Annotated in this window: 23 protein-coding genes; 6 read left to right on the top strand and 17 right to left on the bottom strand. The window is 45.8% G+C overall.

Annotated elements, in window-relative coordinates:
- Nucleotides 1–395 precede the first annotated feature (395 nt).
- Nucleotides 396–1085 (bottom strand): class I SAM-dependent methyltransferase, encoded by a 690-nt coding sequence (locus QUA40_RS20250; RefSeq protein WP_333129069.1) that lies wholly within the window; start codon nt 1083–1085, stop codon nt 396–398.
- Nucleotides 1086–1408: 323 nt separating this feature from the next.
- On the opposite strand from QUA40_RS20250, the gene QUA40_RS20245 reads away from it, so the two are divergent.
- A complete protein-coding gene (locus QUA40_RS20245; protein WP_333129067.1) occupies nt 1409–3256 on the top strand; it encodes a polysaccharide biosynthesis/export family protein in 1848 nt (615 codons plus the stop codon).
- Nucleotides 3257–3395: 139 nt separating this feature from the next.
- On the opposite strand, the gene QUA40_RS20240 is transcribed toward QUA40_RS20245, so the two are convergent.
- The 6 genes from QUA40_RS20240 to fraC all read right to left on the bottom strand — a co-directional run bounded on the left by QUA40_RS20240 (nt 3396) and on the right by fraC (nt 8622).
- On the bottom strand, nt 3396–4130 hold the full coding sequence (locus tag QUA40_RS20240) for an SGNH/GDSL hydrolase family protein (protein ID WP_333129064.1): 735 nt from the start codon (nt 4128–4130) through the stop codon (nt 3396–3398).
- Nucleotides 4131–4240: 110 nt separating this feature from the next.
- Entirely contained in the window at nt 4241–5068 is an 828-nt protein-coding gene (gene larE, locus QUA40_RS20235) for an ATP-dependent sacrificial sulfur transferase LarE (protein ID WP_333129062.1), read from the bottom strand.
- A 166-nt stretch (nt 5069–5234) separates the two neighbouring features.
- On the bottom strand, nt 5235–6005 hold the full coding sequence (locus tag QUA40_RS20230; protein WP_333129060.1) for a Uma2 family endonuclease: 771 nt from the start codon (nt 6003–6005) through the stop codon (nt 5235–5237).
- Between the two features lie 161 nt (nt 6006–6166).
- Nucleotides 6167–6940, bottom strand: a complete 774-nt coding sequence (locus QUA40_RS20225; RefSeq protein WP_333129058.1) for an ABC transporter permease — start codon at nt 6938–6940, stop codon at nt 6167–6169.
- A gap of 159 nt (nt 6941–7099) precedes the next feature.
- A complete protein-coding gene (locus QUA40_RS20220; protein WP_333129056.1) occupies nt 7100–8098 on the bottom strand; it encodes a DUF5357 family protein in 999 nt (332 codons plus the stop codon).
- 5 nt (nt 8099–8103) lie between these two features.
- Nucleotides 8104–8622 carry a filament integrity protein FraC gene (fraC, locus tag QUA40_RS20215; RefSeq protein ID WP_333129054.1) on the bottom strand — a complete coding sequence of 173 codons (519 nt, stop codon included), beginning with the start codon at nt 8620–8622 and terminating at the stop codon, nt 8104–8106.
- A 227-nt stretch (nt 8623–8849) separates the two neighbouring features.
- Here fraC and QUA40_RS20210 point away from each other — a divergent pair, with 227 nt between their 5' ends.
- Together QUA40_RS20210 and QUA40_RS20205 are read left to right on the top strand one after the other, a co-directional pair.
- Nucleotides 8850–9983, top strand: a complete 1134-nt coding sequence (locus tag QUA40_RS20210) for a cob(I)yrinic acid a,c-diamide adenosyltransferase (protein ID WP_333129051.1) — start codon at nt 8850–8852, stop codon at nt 9981–9983.
- Between the two features lie 463 nt (nt 9984–10446).
- The gene (locus QUA40_RS20205; RefSeq protein WP_333129049.1) at nt 10447–12429 is read left to right on the top strand and encodes a calcium-binding protein; all 1983 of its coding nucleotides are present in this window, start codon (nt 10447–10449) and stop codon (nt 12427–12429) included.
- A 289-nt stretch (nt 12430–12718) separates the two neighbouring features.
- Here the strand turns inward: QUA40_RS20205 and QUA40_RS20200 are convergent, their stop codons facing one another.
- The 4 genes from QUA40_RS20200 to petN form a co-directional block, all read right to left on the bottom strand.
- Nucleotides 12719–12907, bottom strand: coding sequence for a CsbD family protein (locus tag QUA40_RS20200; protein ID WP_333129047.1), 189 nt, complete (start codon nt 12905–12907; stop codon nt 12719–12721).
- 91 nt (nt 12908–12998) lie between these two features.
- Nucleotides 12999–13235 carry a DUF167 domain-containing protein gene (locus QUA40_RS20195; RefSeq protein ID WP_333129044.1) on the bottom strand — a complete coding sequence of 79 codons (237 nt, stop codon included), beginning with the start codon at nt 13233–13235 and terminating at the stop codon, nt 12999–13001.
- Nucleotides 13232–13831 carry a DJ-1/PfpI family protein gene (locus QUA40_RS20190; protein ID WP_333129042.1) on the bottom strand — a complete coding sequence of 200 codons (600 nt, stop codon included), beginning with the start codon at nt 13829–13831 and terminating at the stop codon, nt 13232–13234. The genes QUA40_RS20195 and QUA40_RS20190 overlap by 4 nt, the downstream gene beginning before the upstream one ends.
- Nucleotides 13832–13923: 92 nt before the next feature.
- Nucleotides 13924–14013 (bottom strand): cytochrome b6-f complex subunit PetN, encoded by a 90-nt coding sequence (petN, locus tag QUA40_RS20185; RefSeq protein WP_071883976.1) that lies wholly within the window; start codon nt 14011–14013, stop codon nt 13924–13926.
- Nucleotides 14014–14095: 82 nt separating this feature from the next.
- Between petN and QUA40_RS20180 the strand changes: the two genes are divergently transcribed.
- Nucleotides 14096–14575 carry a hypothetical protein gene (locus QUA40_RS20180; RefSeq protein WP_333129040.1) on the top strand — a complete coding sequence of 160 codons (480 nt, stop codon included), beginning with the start codon at nt 14096–14098 and terminating at the stop codon, nt 14573–14575.
- Between the two features lie 141 nt (nt 14576–14716).
- On the opposite strand, the gene QUA40_RS20175 is transcribed toward QUA40_RS20180, so the two are convergent.
- The 6 genes from QUA40_RS20175 to QUA40_RS29085 all read right to left on the bottom strand — a co-directional run bounded on the left by QUA40_RS20175 (nt 14717) and on the right by QUA40_RS29085 (nt 22127).
- Nucleotides 14717–15391: an SDR family oxidoreductase gene (locus tag QUA40_RS20175; RefSeq protein WP_333129038.1), complete on the bottom strand. Its 675-nt coding sequence runs from the start codon at nt 15389–15391 to the stop codon at nt 14717–14719.
- A gap of 171 nt (nt 15392–15562) precedes the next feature.
- Nucleotides 15563–16174, bottom strand: a complete 612-nt coding sequence (locus QUA40_RS20170) for a methyltransferase domain-containing protein (protein WP_333129037.1) — start codon at nt 16172–16174, stop codon at nt 15563–15565.
- 219 nt (nt 16175–16393) lie between these two features.
- Nucleotides 16394–17437, bottom strand: coding sequence for a biotin synthase BioB (gene bioB / locus QUA40_RS20165; protein ID WP_333129035.1), 1044 nt, complete (start codon nt 17435–17437; stop codon nt 16394–16396).
- A gap of 17 nt (nt 17438–17454) precedes the next feature.
- Nucleotides 17455–18759: an adenosylmethionine--8-amino-7-oxononanoate transaminase gene (bioA, locus tag QUA40_RS20160; protein WP_333129032.1), complete on the bottom strand. Its 1305-nt coding sequence runs from the start codon at nt 18757–18759 to the stop codon at nt 17455–17457.
- 233 nt (nt 18760–18992) lie between these two features.
- The gene (locus QUA40_RS20155; RefSeq protein WP_333129030.1) at nt 18993–20405 is read right to left on the bottom strand and encodes an adenylate/guanylate cyclase domain-containing protein; all 1413 of its coding nucleotides are present in this window, start codon (nt 20403–20405) and stop codon (nt 18993–18995) included.
- A gap of 252 nt (nt 20406–20657) precedes the next feature.
- Complete coding sequence (locus QUA40_RS29085; RefSeq protein ID WP_445301174.1) at nt 20658–22127, bottom strand: adenylate/guanylate cyclase domain-containing protein; 1470 nt, start codon at nt 22125–22127, stop codon at nt 20658–20660.
- A gap of 394 nt (nt 22128–22521) precedes the next feature.
- Here QUA40_RS29085 and QUA40_RS20140 point away from each other — a divergent pair, with 394 nt between their 5' ends.
- Nucleotides 22522–23271: a class I SAM-dependent methyltransferase gene (locus QUA40_RS20140; protein WP_333129028.1), complete on the top strand. Its 750-nt coding sequence runs from the start codon at nt 22522–22524 to the stop codon at nt 23269–23271.
- A 145-nt stretch (nt 23272–23416) separates the two neighbouring features.
- A complete protein-coding gene (locus QUA40_RS20135; RefSeq protein WP_333129026.1) occupies nt 23417–24775 on the top strand; it encodes an FAD-binding oxidoreductase in 1359 nt (452 codons plus the stop codon).
- The last annotated feature ends 93 nt before the right edge of the window (nt 24776–24868 follow it).

Here is a 24868-nt window from a genome sequence, read left to right as displayed (position 1 = left end):
ATAGATAGTCTAGATGGAAGCTCATAACGGTAAATGTATTATTAGGTACATTTTACACCATAAACTCAGGAGAGCCGATTTGATTTGTTGCGAAGCTATTGATTTCTTTTTTTAACCGCAGATGCACGCAGATAGACGCAGATGGATAGTGGATTGGGGCAAGGGGTGAGAAGTGCGATCGTTTTTTTTTTATTTAGTGTCAATTTTGCTATATACTCAAAATCAGGTACGCGATCGAGCTTTTTCTCGCTATCTTTAAAAAGTCGCAAAATATCTTGAAAATAATCTGCGTTAATCTGCTGTTTTCCGCTCTAATAAAAATTTTGGCAGTAAGTCGAGTCACCCTATTTTATTTCATTCCCCGTGGCGATAAGGAAATTTTGTATAGCCGTAAATTACCTTTTTTTCCTAACTCGCAGCATCTTGTTTCCACCTTTTTGAAACTCATAAGGAGCCTCTTGAATTTCTACCCTAAAACTTCTCTTTTTCAATTCTGTGAGAAGCGGATTTAAGTGATCGGATTCCTCCCCGCTAAAACTCTGCAACAGCGGAAATACCCGGACTTCCTTTGCAACACGACACATTTCTGTAATTGCTTCTAGATGAAATTCTTCCGAAAGCAGGTGAGAATAAGCAAATAAGAAATGGCTGCACAAAGCTAGATCGAATTGACCGTTCTCGAAAGGCAAAACTGGCAGTTCAGCATTCAGGTAGCGACCTTGCTGCAAGCCTGATGGAAAATCTTCTAAAAATTCCTGCATCGTCTTCATTCGGACTTCGCCTAGCTGGTACGGCGATTCAAAATTGTTCCACAGGTAGCCGTCTAAATTGGCTTTAACACCGTCAATGACAGTTTGATATGTTTCTTGGATGCGATCGCCAATTTCCAGCGAACTAAACTGATAAACTGGATCGCAAGAAATTACCTTTTTACCTTGGCGAGTCATTTCGGCATTGAAACTTGCCGGGCCGCCGGCACAATCAAGAATTTCTAGCTTGAGGTCACTTGATGTCAAGCTAAACATTCCTATGTATTCATCCAAGCAGCGTCCCCAGGGAATTACTTTATCCAATTTTAGTGACACTTGTCTTTGTCCCGCAGATAGAATTATTTAATATAATACCTCAAATCAGGGCGGTTTTTTCCTATCCCCTTTCTGTGGCGGGTTGATTTGTATCCCGAGTTATGTATGAATAATTTTGCTCAAACGAGCTGCTAATCCTGAGAACAGTTGGCGGGCTTTACAGTTTCTTTACAAACAAGGTGCAAAATAGTTAAGTGCGATCGCACAATTTTTAGGCTTGCACCTGTGGATTTTGCAGCGAAGCGAGGCTACACTGGACAGCAGGGAAAATCAACTAGCTAAATTGCCATCGCTCATTGGCAGGCTGCAACCAGGGAAGAAAGATGAAACATACCGTTCAAACCGCTACAAGTCTGAGTTTGTCAGCACTCCTGGTGCTAAGCAGTTCGCTGCCCAGTATAGCTCAGTTGCCTGCCATCAGAAATCCTGCGCCCGCTAGGAACCCAAACCGGCCGATAGTACCGCCGCCGCCACCTCCGGGTTCGAGTTTGCCACCGAGCGGCAATATGGGTTCCCTGACACAAGAAGCAGCTTATACTTTAGGCCCGGGCGATCGCATTGCTTTAGATATTTTTGGCGTCCCTGAATTCAGCAAGGAATATCAAGTGTTAGTTGACGGGACACTCAATTTGCCAATCATTCGCAGCGTCTCAATTCAAGGGTTGACCCTGCAACAAGCCGCTAACGTGATTACCAAGCGATACGAACCCTTCATCAATGTTCCTGTTGTTACCGTGACTGTGATCGTCGCTCGCCCCCTAAATATAGGTCTTGCCGGTGAAGTTACTCGCCCGGGTTCCTACAAGATTAATCCCACTAGAGAAGGAACCGGAGGAGGAGTAAAATTTCCGACTTTGATGGAAATGCTGCAACTTGCAAAAGGGGTGACATCAGCAGGAGATATGCGAAATGTCCAAATTCGCCGTCCCCGCAGAGGCGGGCCGGAGCAAGTTACTACTGTTGATTTACAGGATTTTTTAGACACGGGAAATTTGCGTCAAGACGTTACCATTCGAGATGGAGATACAATTTTTGTACCGACAGCAAGTTCCCTTAATACTCAAGAAGTCCGTCAAAGAGCCAGTGCTAATTTTTCCGCTGATATTACTAAACCAATTGGCGTGGTAATTGTCGGGGAAGTAAATCGGCCAGGGCCTTATACTGTATTTGCTTCGGATGTGCGATCGAGCAACCAACAAACAGAGTTGAGTTTTGTATCTATCGACCAACAGCAAGGAGCAGTTGTGGGTCTACCAACAATAACTAGAGCACTTAAAATTGCTGGTGGTATCACCACAGAAGCTGACATTCGCCACGTGCAAATCCGTCGCCGAGTCAGAGGTGGCAATGAACAAACTATCATGGTAAATCTGTGGGATTTGCTGCAAAAAGGCGACGCAACTCAAGATATTTTGCTGCAAGAAGGAGATAGCGTCATTATCCCGACGGCAGCTAATGTAGACTTAGCTGAAGTTTCTCAAGTCGCAAATAGCAGTTTTTCTCCGAACGCGATTAGCATCAATATTGTAGGAGAAGTAATTAGGCCTGGGGCTTTGCAGGTGCGGCCTAGTACATCCCTGCACCAAGCTTTGCTCACCGCAGGCAGTTTCAATCAATTGCGGGCTAAAAAAGACAAGGTAGAACTATTGCGTTTGAACCCCAACGGTACTGTTTCTCGCCGCACGATCGAGGTGGATTTTGCTCAAGGCTTGAATCCTAATAATAACCCAACTCTCCGCAACAACGATGTGATTCTGGTAGCGCGATCGGGCTATACTAGGGTAGCAGACAATATCACTACTTTCTTGCAGCCGATCACAGGAGTTGCAACTGGGGTCAGCAGTGTTAGCGGCGTATTTACTGGGTTTCAAACAACTATCAACGCTTTTCAAAACTTGTTTTTGGGAGGAGATTTCGATCGACGCAATCAACTCAGACAAATTAAATTACAGAACCAAGACAGACAGCGGCAGATCGATATTCAAAATCAGCAGCAGCAACTTCAGCAGCAGCAACTTGAACTCCAAAGACAGCAGCAGGATCAGAATTATCAAATTCAGCTCCGGCAACTTGAACTCCAAAAGAAGGCGCAGGAAGACCAGCTTCAACTTCAGCAGCAGCAACTTCAGCTACAGCAAATGCAGCCACAAACTACGACAACTACTCCTTGATATCATCTTGGGTAAAATGACCCAAGTTTGTAAACTTTTGAGAACTGAAGTTCTCGCTACAAACGAATTTGATTGCGGTTTTTAATTTCAAAGTAAGCGAATCATAAAGTCCGCGCGTGCGGACTTTAAAACTAATAACTCAAACAGATTTTCTATCAAAATATTTGCGGGTTGTTAAGGAAGGATTCAAAATATTTAACAAAACTTTTCTGTATATATCTAAACCTTGGGCATTGAGATGAACGCCGTCAATTGTTAAATCCGTATTTAGAGCTTTGTCCTTAAACAAGGCTTGTATGCCGCTAGATTCCACAGGAATATTTTCGTCGGCTGCTACTTGATTGATGAGAACATTGATTTCGTCAACTCTGGCAATTGTTCCTGCAAATTTAGGATTGTGGCTGGCGGCAAGAGTTGAGTAAAAAGCAGGAATCAGAATAATCTGTTTGGTTCCTAGCGATCGCATAATAGCGATCGCCTGTTTCAAATTGCTGACAAACTGCTCGTCGCTAATGCCGTACATAGCATCATTTGTGCCGATAGCCAAAATCGCTTTTTCGCAGGTAAACTGCTGTGGCACTACAAGTTTAAGCTGTTCTAGCAGCGAAACTGAACTCATCCCTCCGATGGCAAAATTAAAATTTTTTGCTCCCAAAGAGTCTCCCAGAGCCGAGGAAATAGAATCGCCCCACACACACCCTTGATATTGCCGGTCTTTAATTTGTTGTACCTGATTGTACACAGCAACTTGCCACCACAGTGCAGAACTAACTGTATCACCCGAAGGTTGCGGGTTAGCTAAAACCCGAAAGGGGACGTACGCCGACAACAACAAAGCCAACACGACGGAAAATAACCTAAATTTAACTTTCATAAAACTTACTGTTACTATTGCTGCTAGTTTAGTTTATACTATTCCTTTAACCAGCAGTCAGGATTTATGCAAATTTAGCGAAATTGCCATCGTCTTTTCAGGATAATTAATTAACCTTTCACCCCCAACAGCTCCTGCTGCAAAACCTGATTTAATTTGCCGCTGCGAAACCCCTCCAAATCCAAAGTCGCGTACATAAAACCCAACTCCTGAAACACCGCCACCAATGCAGGCAAATCCGTATTTACAACAAACTCCTGAATCTCCTCTGCGGGTAACTCAATCCGCGCCGTATCTCCCTCCGATCGCACTCGCAAATTTTTCAGTCCCAATTGGCGCAAATACCGTTCAGCGCGCCCCACTCTTTGCAACTTTCCAACGGTGATTTCTTCGCCGTAAGGAAAGCGCGAACTCAAACAAGGTTGAGCCGGTTTGTCCCACCAAGGCAAACCCAATTCTTTGGCCAACTGCCGCACTTCAAATTTAGTCATGCCTACTTCTGCTAAAGGCGATCGCGCGCCGCGTTCCTTCGCAGCCTGAATTCCGGGACGGTAATCCTTTAAATCGTCAGCATTAACCCCATCCACCACATAAGGATAACCCTTTGCTAGTGCTAGGGGTTTCAAAGTATCGTGCAGTTCGCTTTTGCAGAAATAGCAGCGGTTAACTGGGTTAGAAGTGTAATTTGGATTTGCCATTTCCTGAGTTTGTACTTCCTGATGGGCAATGCCAATTTCTGCTGCTTGAATGCGCGCATCTTCTAAATCTTCTGGCAGTAAAGACGGGGAAACTGCCGTCACTGCCAAAGCGCGATCGCCCAACACATCAAAAGCGATTTTTGCCACCAAAGTGCTGTCAATACCGCCGGAGTAGGCAACCAAAGCCCGTTCCATCTGTGCGAAAATATCTTTTAATTGTTCTAATTTTTCTACTAACATAATTTCACCTTTTTTTGCCAACATAATAAGTCAGAAAGTAAACTGAAGAAAAAAGGATGAAGAAAGCATATCTTGATCGGGTTCCCTTCTTCCCTCGAACTTCTTATTTATTCCGACTTCCATCGGACTTCTAATGCTACTCTGGATCGATACCGAGGGCTGCCAATCAAGCCAAAAGTTCTTGATTTCGCTGTCTTTCCTGTTCCAGTAGCGTCTCGGCTAACTCTTTGTCTTGCTGTTGGCGATCGGCTCGCTGGCGTTGATTTTCTGCCCGCTGGCGTTCATTTTCTGCCCTTTCTTCCGGCCACAAAAGCAACTCGCCCGCTGCATTCCACCAGCGCAGCCAACATCCCGTTCTACCTTCGCGAGTTCCCTGGCACACTCCCAAAAATAGATTTAATCCAGGTATTAAATAACGGCCGTTTTCATCAGGATTTTGATTGTCATAACGGTCTGATTCTAGCGCATAAACTTCTATTCTGCCTGTATGCCGTCGAAAAATGACATAGCGAGGAACTTTGACTACTTGTTCGTAAAAAAAACACTTGCCGATTTCTTCTGTGTGTTCGACAGAGTATTCGTCGCCGTAAGTAGCTGATAGAAATTCCATCACTACAAAAGGCACTGTTCCTTCGGTATGAGGGGTGTAACTGCGGCGGGGATAGTTGTGAGGCCAAGGTTGAACCGGCTGCACGTACATCCAGTCTGGGGCTTTGCAAATAGTGCGATCGTCCACAGCAGCGCACAAAGCAAAATTAGAAACTATGAGTGCGTCTTGAATTAGTTCCGGGGAATCCACTACAGACTGGCGCAAACCGTTAGCTAGCAAGGGATGGTCTATATCGTCTACAGGGTCGTCTGGTAGGATAAAATCATCGGGAAGCAGGGGCCAGGTAATTTTTAGCTGCGATATCGGTTTGTGAATTACAGTAGTCATAAGTCACCTCCTTTTACAAATAAAAATTTTATTTTTAGTCGAGATTGGTAATCCATAACCTTCTCTATATCTTAGCGCGCTAAGTCGATAATAAAATTGTTTGTAGTGAGGATTTTAGTCTTCACTACAAACAATTACCCTGAAGGTGCGGAATGCGCGTTTTAAAATTCCCGGCGGGAAAATATGGCGATCGCAACTGACAGCAGCAGCACCACATACAGCAAACCGTACCCAGCATCTGTAATCAAACCCGCTAAGTAAGGTACTTGTCCGTAAACAGCATCATTTCTCAAATTGAATCTGGCTAAATCCGGCAAAACCAGATAAAGTCCCATCATCAATTGTTCAATGCCAGGATTTTTAGTTAACTTACCCAAAGCCACTAAATCCCGCGTTGAATGTCCCATCAAATAAACGCCAAATGTCAGTAAAGTTGCCAGCAGCGAACTACTAAAAACCCCAAATAAAATCCCGACACCGGCCATCAGACACAGCTCAAACCAGACAAACAACGAAGCGATTAAAATGCTTTCCAAAGGGAAAGGAATGCGGCTCAAACTCAGAATAGCCAGATAGATAACAGTCATTGCCGCTACAAGCACCGCCAGCACCGCCGACAGCCCTAAGTGCTTGCCCACAATTAACTCAGCCCGACTTATCGGCTTAGCAACTAACAGGTAAACAGTGCGCTTTTCTATTTCTTTGTTGACCAGTCCGGTAGCGACAAAGACTGTGGCAATTAGACCGAGAAGGCTAATAGCAGCCAAACCGACATCTAAGATAATTTTCTTCTCGGTTGTCGCCGCCAATTCCGGTATCAACCGTACCGAGGCTCCCATCAACAGAGCAAAAATAATAATTAAGTAAAGGATGCGATCGCGAATTACTTCCCAAAATACATTGGTCGCGACTGTCAAGATTCTTCTCAAATTCATCTAGTTATTAACCCGCTGGAAACTTTCGCCATACTTTAGTGTAAGGAAGAGGGAAGAAGGAAGAAGGAAGAAGGAAGAAAGAGGATTTTTTCCATCTCAGACTCTCAGACTCTCCCACTCTCCCGCTATACCGATCGCAATTAGTTAACAGAGACAGACTCAAACTTGACTGTCCCCCGCCGTTCCATCTTTTTTCTGTCCGGGTTGAGAGCGTTTGATCGCATCGCAGGTTACAGTCGCCCGATTGGCTATCTGGAACACCTCGCAAGATTTGGTAAACGAATATATTTCCGGCCTAAAAACCAGCCCGAGCCAAGTTGCTTGCATCTCTAACTGATAGCGTGACTCTCCTTGAACGATCAAAGTTTTGACATCCCAGCTCGCATCTTCTGGGACTAACCCAGTTGTTTGTAAGGCTTGATTTTTCAGAAAAAATCGCTCGTTGTCAATATCTATTAACATTTGCTCTACCTGCGCCCACGGTTTTGTGCGAGCTTCATTTTGCAGGTATCGCTCCATTGCATTGAGGATAACAACTCCTCGGGAGCGATTAATAGTTGGCCGTTGAAATGTCACCACATAATCGCTTTGCCTCAAATCTTGAGATAAAACGCTCGGATACTGTTGTATCCAACCTTGAATTAAAAAGTGAAAAGCAAACCAACAGGAAAACAGCAAGTGAACTAGAGTAATCATCAAAAACTGAGGCCGCAACAACGACCTGATACCTTCCCGTTTTGACTCGCTATTCCAAATCTCTATTATAGCAAGAACTACTACTGCTATAAGTGGGCCAGATATCCATGCTATTTGCTTCCTATCCGACGGCAATCTTACCAGCAACCACAAGCCAATTAAGATGCTTGTCACCCACGGACTCAGACTTACTCCTTTAATCACAAAAGGTTGCTGGCTGGTCAACAAACCCATTGAAAGAGTAAAAAATAACCAGCTCATATCAAAAAGCAGAGTTCTCGTCCGCCAGTCAGTGACTGCCGCCACTGTCAGCAAAGCTAAAAAGATGCTGAGCAGTAAAGGCGTCTTCCAGTGGACTATTTTAGGCGGAATCATCGCCTTTTGGATTTTTTTATTGGTTTCCCAAAGGTTGTTCGTCAGCTTAGTGAGTTGCTGAGTCGCATCAAAAAATTGCTTCATCATATATTTCAATTGACGCTTTGCAAAAACAACACGGTTAAAATAACGAAATTGCTAACAGTGTGGGCGATTAAAATTCCCCCCAACTGGGTAGTTACTTGAAAAGTTCTTTTGGGAAGACGGCGGGTGAGGGTTGGTGGTCCCAAAAACTGAGTTTTGGAAGCTTTTTTATTACCTAAAACTATGTTTTCTATGATTTCCAATCCCTGCCATTTAGCTATAAAAGTCACGGCTAATACAGAGACTGCTATCATAGTTATTCGAGCGTAAACATCCTGACCTCGACCTAATAAAATATAACCGATAAGCTGTTCCCGCAAATCTTTGGGAAGAACGCTTTCAATGCCGAAGAAAACTAACCAGCCTACGCAAGTGCAAGATAGATTGAGGATAGCTGTATATTCAACGCTGGTTTTGGGGCCGAGTTTAAGTAGTTTTTGCAGAAACCACGATTCGATCGCGATCGCCAGAAACATAATTAAAATTTGCACCAAAACAGTCCGAAATGGGAAAACACTCGCAATCATAAGCTTTCAGGTATATAAGCCCGTGTTAAATTTTAATTGTACAGCACAAGCGGAATAATTTTAACCGCAGGTTTGAGCCCCTGATTGCGTTTGATCGCTGCTTAAAAGATTGGGGGTTAGGACTTATCGTATAATCTGTTGAGATCCGCCAACAGAATGGAAAAATTAAACATTCAAGGTGCGCGATCGAATACCCACCCCGATACAGACTCAAATAACTGCTGATTATGGTAAGGAATGGCATTGGTATTCGGACAGCCTCATCCCGCTCGGAACGCGTTGCGGGTCAGATTCACGTCTACGACGGCGCTGGTAAAGGCAAGTCTCAGGCAGCTTTGGGAGTAGTGTTGCGGTCGATCGGGCTGGGTATCAATTCTGACTCGCCCACGCGAGTTTTGTTGCTGCGCTTTCTCAAAGGTCCCGGCCGCTCCTACGACGAAGACGGGGCAATAGAAGCCTTGCAACGGGCATTTCCCCACTTGATCGACCAAGTGCGTACCGGCAGAGCTGAATATTTTGGGGCCGAAGCAATAACCCGCTTTGATCGCGCAGAAGCTCAGCGAGGCTGGGATATCGCCAAAGGAGCGATCGCCAGCGAGCTCTATTCCGTGGTGGTACTAGACGAACTAAACCCCGTATTGGACTTGGGTTTGCTCCTAGTGGACGAAGTAGTCCAAACCCTCAAAAACAAACCAGAATATTTAGAAGTAATCGCCACAGGTCGAGCGGCCCCGGAAGCTTTGCTGGAAATTGCCGACTTGCATTCAGAAATGAAGCCCCATTATCACCCCGCAGCGACAGAGCATCATATTTCGGGTATCGAGATATACACGGGAGCGGGAAAAGGCAAGTCTACAAGCGCTTTAGGCAAAGCTTTGCAGGCAATAGGTAGGGGTATCAGTCAAGACCAATCTCACCGCGTGTTAATCGTGCAGTGGCTCAAAGGCGGCACCGGTTATACAGAAGATGCGGCGATCGCAGCTTTGCGGCAAAGCTACCCACAGCTAGTAGACCACCAGCGGTGCGGCCGAGATGCTATAGTTTGGCGGGGGCAACAGCAAGAGCTAGATTGCATAGAAGCAGAGCGCGGCTGGGAAATCGCCAAATGTGCGATCGCCAGCGGCTGGTACAAAACGATTATTCTCGACGAACTCAATCCCACAGTAGACTTAGAACTGCTGCCGGTAGAGCCGATCGTAGAAGCCCTGCTACGCAAGCCGCGGGATACAGAAATTATTATCACCGGGCGCTGCCACAAACCCCACGCTTACTTTGACTTGGCAAGCGTACACTCCGAGGTATACTGTCACAAACACTACGGCGATCGGGGCGTAGAACTAAAGCGGGGCGTAGACTTTTAAAGCCCGGAGCGGTTGGCGAGTTCAATCCGGGTCAGAATTATTAAATGACGGCCCTGCCTGGAAAACCGGAAATTGCCACAAAGCCTTGTTACCAAGTAACAAATCTCCCAATTTCCCTTGTCTTCCCGATCACCCTGATCTACCTTTTTAATCTTTAATTTCCTCCCCCGGACGCGATCCCCGACCGCCAATCCAGAATGGAACATTAAGAATATCAGCCGCGTCTTCTTGAGGGTGAGCACCTGAGACTGTGCACCAGGATTATTAAAGGGTGAAGACTTTGAAAATAAAAGCTTACAAGCAAAAAATCCGCGAGGGAGAAAGTCTAGACAGGGTTAACGCCAGTAGGCTAGACTTGCGGCTGGCAAACAGGTTAAACTACAGCGGAATCCAAACATTCGGTGTTCTAGGCAGTGTCTGTAGTCGCACCAGCGATGACCAACAAGTAGAGGAGTGAAGCTTTATGACAACGTTAGATGACAATCCTAATCAACTAGATTTAAACCTTCCGGGACTAGGCCCGGATACAGTATTCGCCGGAGCTGGGGCGGATTCCGTTAAAACTTCCACCCTGGGCGGCAGCTTAATATTTGGCCAAGGCGATAACGATACTCTGATTTCAGTTGGCCCGAACGATACCATATATGGCGGCGAGGACGAAGACTCAATCAGATCCCAGCGCACTCCGGCTTTGCTGTTCGGCGAGGCAGGCAATGACACCATAGTCGCTGAAGCCCGCGCTACCGTGGCCGGCGGTTTGGGAGACGACATCATCCAAGGTACTGTCGAAGCTAACCTGATGTTTGGTAATCAGGGCGCAGATACGATTTTGGGAGGGGCGCAGAGAGGAGATTCCCTCTACGGCGGTAAGGACAATGACGCGATCGGCTTCTTCATCGCAGGCGGTGGCAACAACCTTTCTTTACAGGGTGGCTTGGGTATTGGCTTCGCTGGCAATGAAGGCAGCAACTACTTGCGGGGTGATTTGGGCGACGACTTGGTTGTAGGTATCAATGTAAGAGACACTCTCTTTGGCGGTAAAGGCAACGACACGCTACGTGGTGTGGCCAGCAGCAGCTACCTGTCCGGCGATGATAACGACGACATCTTAGTCATTACCAACAGTACGCAAAGCAGCGCATTTATTTCCAACGTCATCACGGTCGGCATTGAGAGAACCACCTTGCTTGGCGGTGGCGGCAACGATTCTCTCTACGGCGCCATCGGCGAGTTTGGCAGCGGCAGAAACTTCTTTGACGGTGGCGACGGCAACGACACGATCAAAGTTTTTGCAGCGCAGGATACTGCCCTCGGAGGTGGAGGCGACGACTTCATCGTGTCGGCGACGGTGACTGCAATTTCAAGCGTAGGCGCCTCCAGTTCATTTCCAGGCTTCGCGGGTCGGAGCTTGCTCGACGGTGGCGACGGCAACGACACGATCGTGGCAGCTTATTCGACTGATAGCATGGTCGGCGGTGCAGGCAATGACAGCTTGAGCGGTAGCTTTACTCAAGCCTCCGGTGGAGACGGCAACGATACTATCGATGCTACCAGGGCTATTTTTGCTGGTACTGGTACTGCTTTCGTTACTCTAGACGGCGGGCTGGGCAACGATTTGTTAATTGGCTACACCAATCCTACTGGCAGCAGCTTCACCGTCACCAACCTCATGAACGGTGGCGAGGGAAGTGACACGTTCCTCTTTGGCACCCAGTTTGATAAAGTGATCGGCAACTTTGCCGGTAACGACATCATCTCCTACGCTAGCAGCGTCACCTTTACCGGCACTGTCGCCAACTTGATTACCGATACCTTAGGTAGCAACTTCATCACTGGTGGCAATGGCAGTGATGTCATCACTACCGGTGCTGGGGATGACATACTGTTCGGCGAGGTATTAAACGCACCAACATTCGGGGACGATACCTTAAATAGCGGTGCCGGAAACGACACGCTGTTGGGCGGCTTTGGGAACGACTATTTGATCGGGGGCGACGGTAACGACTCTCTCGGCGGCGGGCCGGGTCCTGACACGCTGATTGGTGGCAGTGGCAATGACAGCTTCTACTACAATAACTTCGGCGAGGGCGTCATCCTCGGCACCACCACCGGCAGCGCATTGGGTACTGAGCCAGACGCAATCGGAGATTTTGTTGTCGGTCAAGACAAGTTTATCTTGCAGTTCAACGGCTTCCCCGGCGTGAGTGCAGTCGAAGGTACGAATCGACTTTCATCGAGGTCGTTCTTGGTGCTTGAGAACGGGGCTTACACTAGCAATTTTGGTCCAGCCGGGGCTGGCGCGTCAGACCCGTTCCTCTTTTATGAAAATGCAAGCGGACGACTAGGATTTGACCCTGACGGTACTGCTGGTCCTAACCCAGGCGTTACGCTGGCAGTTCTCAATGGCAGACCGGGCATTACGGCTTCTGACATTACCCTGATTTAATTTGGGTAAAAGTGGGTGGGGTGGATTCTGAAATGATCGCCCTACCAACTCTCAAAACTAATTCTGGTATTTTTAGAGCTGGGGATATCAATCCCTGGCTTTTTTATTGCAGCGATTGTTAGTCGAACAGGGTGCGTCAGGGAGCCTAAGTTTCTTTGCATCGCGAGGTGTTTGCCTTACACTAATAGCCCCCCTTACGCATCCTACAACTTTGGGCGATCAAAAAAAAGCCAGCAAACGATAGGTTTGCTGGATTGAGTAGGCAGGAAACTTGTAGCAAATACTGTTACTAAGCTTGGTCTACAATCTCTTTTGCTTTATCTTTGAGGTCTTCTTTCAGGTGAATTGCTGATGCTTGGTCTTGCTTGGCTTGACCTTCTAATTTATCTTTCTGATTGCCTGTAACTTCGCTAACAGCTTCTTGGATTTTGCCTTCAATATTCTTGGCTGTTGCTTCGACTCTATTTTCAATGCTCATAATTTTATATTCTAACTCTACAACTATTAATATATGATTTTAAAGTTGAGTCTGTATCTCTCTTTAGATAGATTTGTTATTACCTTTATTTCTAAGTTACAGGTTCAATTGAAATTTCCACAAGTTTATTTCTGGAGGAAAAACCGGATTTAATGCCGATCGCAGATTTCGGTACTTTAAACTTTTTCGCCAACAGCATGATTAATTCTTGATTGGCTTTGCCCTCGACTGGCGGCGACTTGAGATGTATTGTGAGGCTGCCGTCTGGTTGTTCTGCGATACTTTGCTGTTTGGAATTCGGTTTAACTTTGACTGTAAAAATAGTCATACTTCGACTTTCTCTGAATGTTCGATCTTCGTTCCCAAAACTTTCAGGAATTCAGCTAGCCAGTTAGGATGTGCTGGCCACGCGGGGGCGGTGACTAAATTGCCATCGACTACGGCTTCGGTAACGGGTACTTCTGTATATTTGCCGCCGGCCCGGAGTACGTCGGGGCTGCAAGCGGGGTATGCGGTGCAGCGTTTGCCTTCGAGTACGCCGGCGGCGGTCAGGACTTGCAAGCCGTGACAAATAGATGCGATCGGCTTTTTGCTGTTGGCAAAGTAGCGGGTAATTTGCAGCACTTGTTCGTTGAGGCGGATGTATTCTGGGGCGCGTCCTCCGGGGATAATCAAAGCGTCGTAGTCTGCCGGGTTGATTTCGTCAAAAGTCGCGTTTAAAGTGAAGTTGTGACCGGGTTTTTCGCTGTAGGTTTGATCGCCTTCAAAGTCATGAATTGCGGTGCGAATTGTTTGACCTGCCACTTTGTCCGGGCAGACGGCGTGGACCGTGTGACCTACCATTTGCAGTGCTTGGAAGGGAACCATTACTTCGTAGTCTTCTACAAAGTCGCCGACTAACATTAAGATTTTTTTGGCTGTCATGTTTCCAACTCCTGTTATTTTGATTGTGTTAAATAGGATTTCCAAAAAATGCGGGGCAGTTAAAAAGCTTGCCCCGCAAGCTATTCTGGAATCTAGAAACCGTTGCGTCCCCAAATGACCATTGAAATTGAGAAGGAGAACAGAACTAGCACCGAAACCCAACCGAGTGACAAAATATCCATAGCTATTTATTGAACAAACTGTACAAAGTGACTCCAAACCTTATGATAAGTCAATTTGAGCTATTTTAAGAATGAGGGCGCCGTGAAGGACTCGTCAAATTTTAGTGCCGCTGAACGGGTAGAATCTTTGAAGGCAGGGAGTGTTGCTGCTTTGTCTTGTTTGCTTGGTTTTGGGGCGATCGCCCTTGGTAATAGCTTAATTCTGGCGGATAGGTTGGATTCTCTGGCGAGTTTGCAGGTAAGGGAAATTGACCTAAATTTTGCCGCCCGAGGGGCGATCGCACTTTTGGGCGGTTTTTTGTTCGGTGTGACTTACCGCTATGCGATTCGCCGAGATGTTAACCCGCAGCTTAAATCTGGTGCGGTGTTGGCTTTTGGGTTGGTGCGGGCTTTTGGACAATTGGATGCTGGATTGTTTTTTGAACCTGGGAAGATGCCCGCCCTACAGGAGTTATTGCCGTTTGCTGTTCGCGGTGCCGAGAGTGTGGTATTGTTTGCGATCGCAGGTTTGGTTTTGGATTGGGCGATCGGGCGATCGTGGATTAAGCCTTTCGATTCTTGAGTGCAAAATCTTGCAGCATTTTTAGGAACAGGCATCTTGCCTGTTCCACAAAAGTTCAATTTTCTTGTGGGGCGTTGCTCCTAGCCGGCTCAAAAAATACAATTTAGATGCAAAACAGCTTATTTTGCGCTAAACCAGCCCCTAAAGATTTAATACCTCAAATTCGGGATTGCCGTAAACCATCTGTTTATCTACCGCTGACAAAACTTTATTGTTAGCAGCATCAGAAACTAAACACTGACAAACTAGCTGCGCTACATCCGCCCGGTGAATAGTTCCAGCAACTCGACAATCTTCTGTTAAAATACCGTTGCCTGTTGCAGGTTCTGATTTGAGTCCGCCGGGACGAATCACTGTATAAATCATCCCACTTTCTATCAAATGATTTTCGGCTTTTTCTTTCTCAATTAACACCGGGCGCAAAGTTTCTAAAGCTTGCGGCGGCAAAGCGCCGGCAGTGTTACCGCTACCGATGGATGAAACTAAAATAAATTTTTGTACGCCTGCTTTGACAGCCGCATCAATCAAGTTTTTGTTGCCCAAATAATCGGCTCTTTCCCCATCTTTGGGCAACCCGCCAATTGTGCTGATTACGGCATGAATTGGCTCACCGCCAGCCATCGCAGCTTCGACAGCGGCAGCATCCAAAGCATCGCCAGTGACGACTTTGATGCCCATTGCTTCTAATTCGGTGCTGGTTGCGGGCGATCGCAAAAGTGCTGTTACTTGCATCTTTTGTGCTGTCAGACATTTCGCGATTTCTAAGCCGACTCCTCGACTAGCACCAGCTAAAAAAATGTGGAATTTCTCTGTCATATCAATTTTGATTTAATGGGTTGACAAACTGGTTTATTTGAATGTAGATTATACAACAATCCTCTGTCAATTGGTGAATTATGTTTTTTATTTAACCGCAGAGGGCGCAGAGTACGCAGAGGAAGAGAGGGTAATGATTCGCAATTACCGCTTTCCAATTTCCCATTTACGTTAGATTTTTTTGCCCACTATTACTACCCAAGATTGAGCTTCGCGGGGTAAGCCGGGAGGGCGGTAGTAGCGATCGACAATTGCAAATCCTGCTTGTGCCAAACAGGGCGCTAAAGTTTCATATTCCCATCCCGCAGTATAGCGTTTTCCTGTCGGCCGCTCGTCGTATCCCTCCCAATTTCCCCGGCACATTGACATGACAATTGCACCGCTAACAACTAAGGCTTTGTGCAAATCTTGCAGCACTTTCACCATCTCGTCGCTGGGAACGTGAATTAGGGAAGCATTGGCAAAAATACCGTCAAATTCTGCCTTTGGCAAGTCGAGATTCAGAAAAGATTGCTGCCAAACTTCGCATCCCGATAACTTCTTAGCTATTTCTACAAAAGCTGGAGTTGCATCTAAGCCTACAACTGTGTGTCCTTGGCTCTTGAACGCTACTAAATCTCGTCCGGGCCCGCATCCTATATCGAGAATTTTACCTGGATTGCGGGGCATGGCAGCCGTCAGTGCGTTGCGATTTTGGGATACGTCGTGATGCCAAGTTCCTTCTCGGAAAGATTCGGCAGTTAGCTGGTATTCTGCGATCGTAATTTCTTCACGTTTGTCCACAATTTCCCCCTCTTGTAGGATTTTAGATTTTAGATTGAAGAATGTCAACCTTAGAATAAGGGTTTCTGACTACAATCTCAGAACTTACGGCTTAGGCATTGGCTACCTCAGAAACCAGGTTTCTCTTCCCCATGCGTAAGGGTGAAGTAGAGATATTGGGTAGGCACACGGCAGTGCCGTGTCCTACTCATTTCATCTGATTGAAAACTGCTATAAGAGTTACACAACCAGGGTTTTTTGAGGCGATTGGGTAACTGCTGAATCAACTTCTAAGAGAGAACCTTCAGGGGATTCGATCGCAAACCCCGCATCTCGAATCATGTCCCAATCTTGATGGGCAGCTTGTCCGGGAGTTGTCAGATAATCGCCAACAAAGATAGAATTAGCGGGGTAGAGTCCGAGAGGTTGCAGCGATCGCAAATGCACCTCCCGTCCCCCAGCAATCCGAATTTCTTGACTCGGAAGCAAAAATCGGAACAAACAAAGAATTCGCAAACATTGGCGTGGAGTTAACCTGTTCACATCTGCAAATGGCGTACCGGGAATCGGAATAAAAAAGTTGACCGGCACGCTAGTAACGCCCAACTTGCGAAGCGAAAGCGCTAAATCGATCGCATCATCATCCGATTCGCCCATCCCCAAAATTCCGCCGGAACAAGTTGTGATTCCGGCTGCTTTTACGTGTTCGACGGTTTCCACCCGATCGCCAAAAGTGTGAGTGGTGCAAATGTCCGAGTGATATGATTCGGAAGTATTGAGATTGTGATTTACGCGATCGACTCCAGCTTTAGCCAGCCGGTGAGTTTGCTCCTGGCTCAACAATCCCAAACAAGCGCAAATTTTTAAGTTATAATTTGCCTTCACAGTCTCAACAGCATCCACAACGCGATCGAAAGTAGATGCGCTAGGTTGGCGGCCCGAAATCACCAAACAAAACGTACCAGCTTTTAACTCTGCTGCGCGTTGGGCGGCATCCAGAATTTTCTCCTTAGCTAAAAGCGGATATTTCTCAATTTCCGCAGTCGAAATTTTTGACTGAGAACAATAATGGCAATCTTCAGGACAAAGGCCACTTTGAGCATTTAACAAATAGTGCAGCCTGACTCGGTTTCCCCAGTAGTGGCGGCGCACCCGATAAGCTGCGTTTAGTTGTTCCAGCAAAACCTCATCCGGTGCGCGCAATACGGCTAAAGATTGCTCGCGAGAGATACATTTGCCCGCCAGCGCGTCGTCAGCCAAATCGTTCCAATTGGGTAAAATCATTACTAAAATTAAAGGGTTTACAGAGTATCCAAAACCTGACGAATTACCCGATAAATCGATTCGAGTTCATCAGGAGAAATGCAGTAGGGAGGCATCAAGTAAAGCGTATTTCCCAAGGGGCGGAGCAAAAACCCCGCTTCGAGAAATCTGGCTTTCAATAGAGGAGCAATGTCATTAAAATAACCAGAAACGCTTTCCGTTTTCACATCCATTGCTGCGATAGTGCCGCAAGTCCGAATCCGTTCGAGTTTAGGATGATTTCTCAGCCATTGATTCAGATATTGGCGGTGCAGTTTTTCCATCCCTTGATACACATTTGGGTTTTGCTCCAAAAGCTCCAAGGATGCTACACTCACCGCACAAGCTAAGGGATTTCCGGTGTAAGAATGACCGTGATAAAAAGCTTTGTCCGATTCATCTCGCCAGAAAGCTTGATAAATATCCTCCGATGCCATTGTGACAGCAATTGGCAAGCAGCCGCCAGACAATCCCTTGGATAAACACAGGATATCTGGCGAAGTTGCAGATTTAACAGAAGCAAACAGTTCGCCCGTGCGGCCAAAACCCGTCATTACTTCATCGTAAATCAACAATACATTAAACTGGCGGGCAAGTTGTGCGATCGCCCGCAAAAACTCAGGGCGGCACATTCGCATTCCCCCGGCACCTTGTACCAAAGGTTCGATAAAAATTCCCGCATAGCCACCCTGCTTTAACAAAAACTCCAATTTCTCCAAACTCGCCGCCTCCTTGCTTTCCACCTCCTCATCGCCGTCAAAAGTCGCCGGAAAAGGAACAACATCCCCAGCAAACATTAAAGGTGCAAAAGATTCCCACCACAGCGAACTTCTGCCAGCCGACATCGCACCCACAGTATCGCCATGATAACCGCCCTCAAAACTAATAAAGCTAGTGCGGTTAGTTTCTCCGAGATTGCGCCAATATTGAAAAGCCATTTTCAGAGCAACTTCAACAGCAGTCGATCCGTTATCAGAAAAGAAAATCCGCGTTAAAGAAGCAGGCGTATGAGTTAGCAATTTACTCGCAAGTTTCAGGGCCGGTTCGTGAGTAAATCCCGCAAAGATTACGTGTTCTAACTTTTTGGCTTGTTCGTAAAGAGCCTCAGCCAGAACCGGATGGCTGTGCCCGTGAACAGTCACCCACCAACTAGAAATGCAGTCGAGAATTTGCCGCCCGTCTGCTAATTCCAGCACCGATCCTTTGCCGCGAATTACCTTCAGCGGCGGGGCAGCCGTTTTCATTTGCGTGAAGGGCTGCCAAATCGGAGAAGTAGAAGAATTATGTTCCAGATTCGCAGTCATTTTTGCCACGGTAACTAATATAAACTTGCATTTTAAATAGCAATTATAGCTCAATAGTGAACTCTTTATATTATCTTCTCTTTTCTTCCTACCCTTCGGGAACGGCTTCGCCGAACGTGTCCTTAGCGTCTTCGCGGTTCGTTCAAAAAAAATCTAGTTTGGTATTGAGGGCGGCTGCGCTGCAACGTCTGCCGCCATATCACGTATTCCCCGGCGATAGTTAAATCTGTCAGTTACAATTTTCTGCCTTTGAGCAAATAAGTCGTCATTGCTCCTTTGCCTTTAACATTAATTTTGCCGCGCTTTTCCAACAAATACTTATCGCACAGCAACTCATAAGTTGAGTTGCTAACTTGAATTTTACCAGGAAGTCCCTGAGACTCCATGCGGCTTGCTGTATTCACAGCATCTCCCCACAAATCGTAAATAAACTTTTTAGTGCCGATGACACCTGCTACAACAGGCCCCGTATTAATGCCAATGCGGATATTGAGAGGTTTACCGCATTCGTCGCGGAATTTCATAATTTCTTGCTGCATTTCCAGGGCCATTTCGGCAATAGATTCGGCGTGATTTGTACAGGGAAGTGGCAAACCGCCTGCTACCATATAATTGTCGCCGATAGTCTTAATTTTTTCTAAGCCGTATTGCTCGCTCAAGTTATCGAAAGATGAAAATATTTTGTTAAGTAATTCGACTAATTCTTCAGGAGACGTGCGCGAAGATATTTCGGTAAAGCCCACAATATCAGCAAACAAAACCGTAACCTCTGCAAATCCGTCCGCAATATTTATCTGACCTTGTTTTAGGCGATCGGCAATCATTACTGGTAATATATTTAGTAATAAACGTTCTGACTTTTCTTGTTCGGCCCGCAATACTTCCTCAGCTTGTTTCCGCTGTGCGATTTCCTTGTATACTCGGTGAAACATTTGATTGAATGCGACCATGAGTTCTCCCAACTCGTCATCACGCTTGACAGACAGAGAGTAGAAATCAGGTTTTTCTTGATCTTTGCTCAAAGCGTCTCCCGCAGCGATCAAGTCATCGCGCAATCTCAAAATAGGTGCAATTACTGTCACCCCTAAAAAAAACATAGTCACAGAAGTGACAAAGGCTGATATAATGATGACTAGAACCGCAATTCGCCCGATAAATGCGTAGAGTTCCGGTTGAACGGTGGAAGCATCGTGGCGAACAATTAAGATGTAATCCCCTCCAAAATGTCGCTCCGTCCAAGCAATATCGTAGCGCTTGCCATCGAAATTGTTACTGTGAACTATACGAGCTTTTTTTAGTTGCTGTAAACTGATTTCTGGCGGTTCGCCAAGTGTATATATTAGCTCCCCGTTAGCTTGGTAAATAGATAGTCCTAAGATTACTTGAGAATCCTTAGTAATATTTTTTACTTCTTCTTGCAAGAAAGTGCGATCGGAAATATCTTGTTGGAGCAAAAACTCTAGGGAATCAACAGTCGCCCGAGATACCTGTTCCAGTTGACTTAAAAGTTCATTTTCTCGCCGAAAATAAGAGGGAACTAAAATAATTCCCTCTATGACAAGAATGCTAGCAAATACCCACAAAGCTATTTGCCTAGACAAGCGAGATTTGAAAAAACTCAAGAATGATAAAATCCGCGATAGCATAAAATTTACTATTTTGCCAATGGCTAATGTAGGACATAGGAAAAAAAACCGGGTTTCTGGTAATCAATTTGGGCTGTGTCAACGAAGCAACCGCGCAGAAACCGGGTTTCTAACATCCCCTGTGTAATTCCTGTAATTGTCCGTAGTCAACAGCCAGCACCCATTAACTGTTAGTTCTTGGCTGACGACTAACAACGAATGACTGATGACTTCGGACTAACTAGCAGACCCCTTAATAATATAATAAACAAATTAAACCGAAACTGCGCTGACTAACCTGCCTGCAAGCAGATAAGTATTCATATCGCCCTTGCCTTTGATGTGGATAATTCCTCTGTCTTCAAACAGATACTTATTTTGCAAGATATCGTAAGTTGATTGTGTGACTTGAATCGCGCCGGCAATCCCGTGGGATTCCATGCGGGCTGCTGTATTGACGGCATCGCCCCAGAGGTCATAAATGAATTTTTTAGTGCCAATAACCCCCGCAATTGCAGGCCCGGTATTGATGCCGATGCGAATGTTAATTTCTGCATGATGTTTGGCATTAAATTTTGCTAATTCCTCCTGCATATCTAAAGCCATTTCTGCAATGCTTTCGGCGTGGTTGGTGCTGGGATTTGGTAAACCTCCCACTACCATGTAAGCATCTCCAATTGTTTTGATTTTTTCCAACCCATACCTTTCCGTTAAGCCATCGAAGGCTGAAAAAATTTCGTTGAGGAACTTGAGCAATTCTTCGGGAGAGATTTGTGCTGAAAGCACGGTAAAGCCTACGATATCCGCAAACAAAATCGTGACTTCTGCGAAGCCGTCAGCAATACTGCTTTGACCGTCTTTTAGCTTAGCAGCAATGGATTCGGGTAAAATATTGAGCAGCAGGCGATCGCTCTTTTCCTGTTCTTTTACCAATTCTACATTAGTTTCTTGCAATTGTGCCGTGCGTTCTCTGACGCGCTGTTCTAATTGTTTAGCATTTTGGCGCAACCTACTGATAGATAAAGTTAATCCTGTCATCCCTAAAACGGAAAGTCCTACTAACAGTAAAAACAGGTTTTTAAGTGCACTTTGAGTATTTTGAGTGATGGTATCGAGAGGTTGAGTAATTTCTAAGATCCCCCGAACATCTCCCACTTTCCAATCAGTTTTAGGACTGTCACGGTGAGTATTATGACAGTTAACGCAGCTCGAACTTAGAATATCTGCTTCTGCATATCGAAAGGCTGGTTTGCCGCGAAAATCCTCACGCCGAAAAAACTTTTGTGTCGGATTTTGTGTCAAATACATAATAGCTTGCCGTTCAAAATCGTCTCGGACTCCGCCTTCTTTCCTCCGCCAGGGAAAGGGGTAGTTGCTGTAGAGACGAAGTGATACTTCGGGATTTTTGTTAGTGATATGGTTGCCCAGTTCTATTAAGAAAGTAGCTGGTACGGGAACTGTTACTTTTGTCGGGTTATAGTCGTAAGTAAAGTTAATCGCTTTAGCGGTGTTGAGAGGATGGACAACATCGGAACTGTAAAGGGTGCGGGCTTCTTTAACAGCTTGGGCATAGAGGGTGGCATTTTGGAGGGCTTGCGATTCGATTAGGGTGGAGGAAAGACGAGACATATTTGCCATCGCTACTCCTACACCTACACAAAATAAAATTGTCACCGCAAGCAGAATTCGCTTGTAAATTAATTGGCTGATGGCAGCCCGAATTCGAGAAATCAACTGGCGCATGGTATCCTCAAGTGTGAGGTTTAATCTTGATGGGAATTTATGCACTAAGTAATCACACAAAATTAATTACATAAAGACTCCTTGCTAGGCAAGGGTTTCAGTAAAAATATTATGTAATTAATTCGGAACTACTACTTACTAACATAACACTGCTTGTTCAGAGTGTTTTGCTGGCGTCAGGGGTAAAGCCTGACTGGAGAGTGCAAAGGATGGTTAATTATTGTTTACCGCGAGTGTTTCGCTTATCCGTAAAAGTACGCATAATTTTATAGCGGTTTTCTGTTGAGTGAAGTACAGACGGTCGAGTAAGGACACGGCACAGCCGTGTCCTTACTTCACGCACTTTTTGCTCTATCTCGGTTAGGATAGCCATTGTAGTCTATGATTGCCGATCGTGAATTCTGACTCTACTGTCTCACCTACTAACAACGAAATTTTTCCGGGAGAAGTTTTCGTCAATACTGCTGATTTTGATACCGGCATTCGGCGACTTTTACCTAAATATGACGAAATGCTGGATGTAGTAGCAGGCTGCATTGCTAACACAAACCACCGCATTTTAGAACTCGGCTGCGGTACGGGGGAACTCAGTTTAAAAGTTCTCCAACGCTACCCTTATGCAGAAATAGTTGCTGTCGATTACTCGCCGCGAATGCTTAATTTTGCCCGCGCCAAAATAGAGTCGGCAGGATACGCAGCCCGGTGGACTGGCATAGAAATGGATTTTGGAGAATGGGCAAACAATCCAAATTTCTCACGGTTGGGCGATAAATTCAATGCTTGCATTTCATCTCTGGCAATTCACCATCTTGAGGACGAAATGAAGCTGAAATTGTTTCAACGGATTCGCGAAAGTTTAAATGCTGGTGGCTGTTTTTGGAATGCCGATCCTCTTTTAGCAGAATCAGCAGCAATGAAAGATATTTATCAAGCGGCGCGAGAAGATTGGGCGCTAAATCAGGGGGAAACCTTAGCACAAATTCGCGCGAATGTGGGGAAGAGTGTCTCTTACGGGTATTCTAATCCCGATCGCCTAGCTACACTTTCGGCACAGTTGGAAATGCTGGGAAAAGCTAGATTTGACACTGTTTCAGTGCCTTGGAAATACTACGGTATGGCGGTGTTTGGGGGATTTGTTAATTGAGAAAAGCAGTCCTGGAGGCAGAAATTCTATATGTAGGGTGTGCGAATAAGCACCTTACTGCTTAAAGAAAGATGGCAGTTAATATTTTATGTTACTAAGTTCTGCTTGGTAAAATATATAATACGGGCAGCATGGAGAAAAAAAAATGACTGCAACTGCGATTCAAAGTATTGACTGGGATGCTTTTTCTTCGGAACTATCGGGAATTGAAATAATTAGAGATCGCGCGCAAGTTGTCAAGCTATCTCAAGACTATTATCACTTCAGTCCTGTTTTGCAACCTCTGTTAAGTGATAAAACAGGAGATTTAGTAGTTCGTCCCGCCAGCGAAGCCGAAGTTTTGCGGATTGCTGCCGCCTGCGTCAAATCCAAAATTCCGCTAACTGTCAGAGGTGCAGGAACAGGCAATTACGGGCAGTGCATTCCCCTCAAGGGCGGCGTCATTTTAGATACCAGCAAAATGAACAGTATCCGCTGGATTAAACCGGGTTTAGCTTGCGTAGAACCAGGGGTGAAAATGTCGGTTTTCGACAAACAAGCGCGAGAAACTGGTTGGGAATTGCGGATGGTTCCCTCAACCTATCGCACCGCAACAATTGGGGGATTTATTGGCGGCGGTAGCGGGGGAATTGGTTCGATAACTTACGGGCAATTGCGCGATCGGGGAAATCTTCATGCCGTTCGAGTCGTTACAATGGAAGACGAGCCCCGCGTCATCGAATTGCGCGGCGATGAAGTGCAAAAAGTCAATCACGCTTACGGTACAAATGGGATTATTACTGAGTTAGAAATTCCCCTCGCGCCTGCTTATCCTTGGGCGGAAATCATCGTCGCTTTTGACGATTTTATGACATCGGCAAACTTCGGTCAAGCTTTGGGCGATGCTGACGGGATTATCAAAAAACTAATTTGTGTTTGTGCTTGGCCGATTCCTGCTTATTTTGCTGCTTTCCGCGAGGCGATTCCTGAAGGTAAGCACTGCGCTTTGTTAATGGTAGCTGAATCTTGTCTGGAACCGCTGCAAGATTTGGTGCGCGAATATGGCGGCACAATTTGCTATCAAAAAAACGCGCAAGCAGCGAGCAAGGGTGCAGCAATTGCTGAATTTACTTGGAATCATACAACTCTACACGCTCGCAGCGCTGACCAGTCTCTGACTTATTTGCAGACGATTTTTCCCGCAGATCGAGGTTTGAAATTGATTGAGGAACTGTACAATTATTATGGGGATGAGGTGATGATGCACTTGGAGTTTTTGCGGATGAATGGCAGGGCGATCGCCGCGGCTTTGCAAATAGTTCGCTACACTACGGAATCACGGCTCAATGAAATTATTCGCTATCATGAAGAGCAAGGCGCATTCATTGCTAATCCTCACACTTATATATTGGAAGATGGAGGGATGAAAAGTATTAATGTGGAACAGTTGCAGTTTAAAGAGTTGGTCGATCCTTACGGTTTGCTGAATCCGGGTAAAATGCGGGCGTGGTTGGAACGGGATTAAGGACGATGGTTTGTAGATAGGGCTTGCTGAATAATCGATCGCAAACTATGAATAGGAGCGACCGATATATTCAAACTCAACTAAAGATAAGGC

It is taken from the genome of Microcoleus sp. Pol11C3 (assembly GCF_036701485.1).
In the GTDB taxonomy this organism is placed as follows: Bacteria; Cyanobacteriota; Cyanobacteriia; order Cyanobacteriales; family Microcoleaceae; genus Microcoleus.
This window is presented reverse-complemented; position numbering and strand designations above follow the sequence as displayed.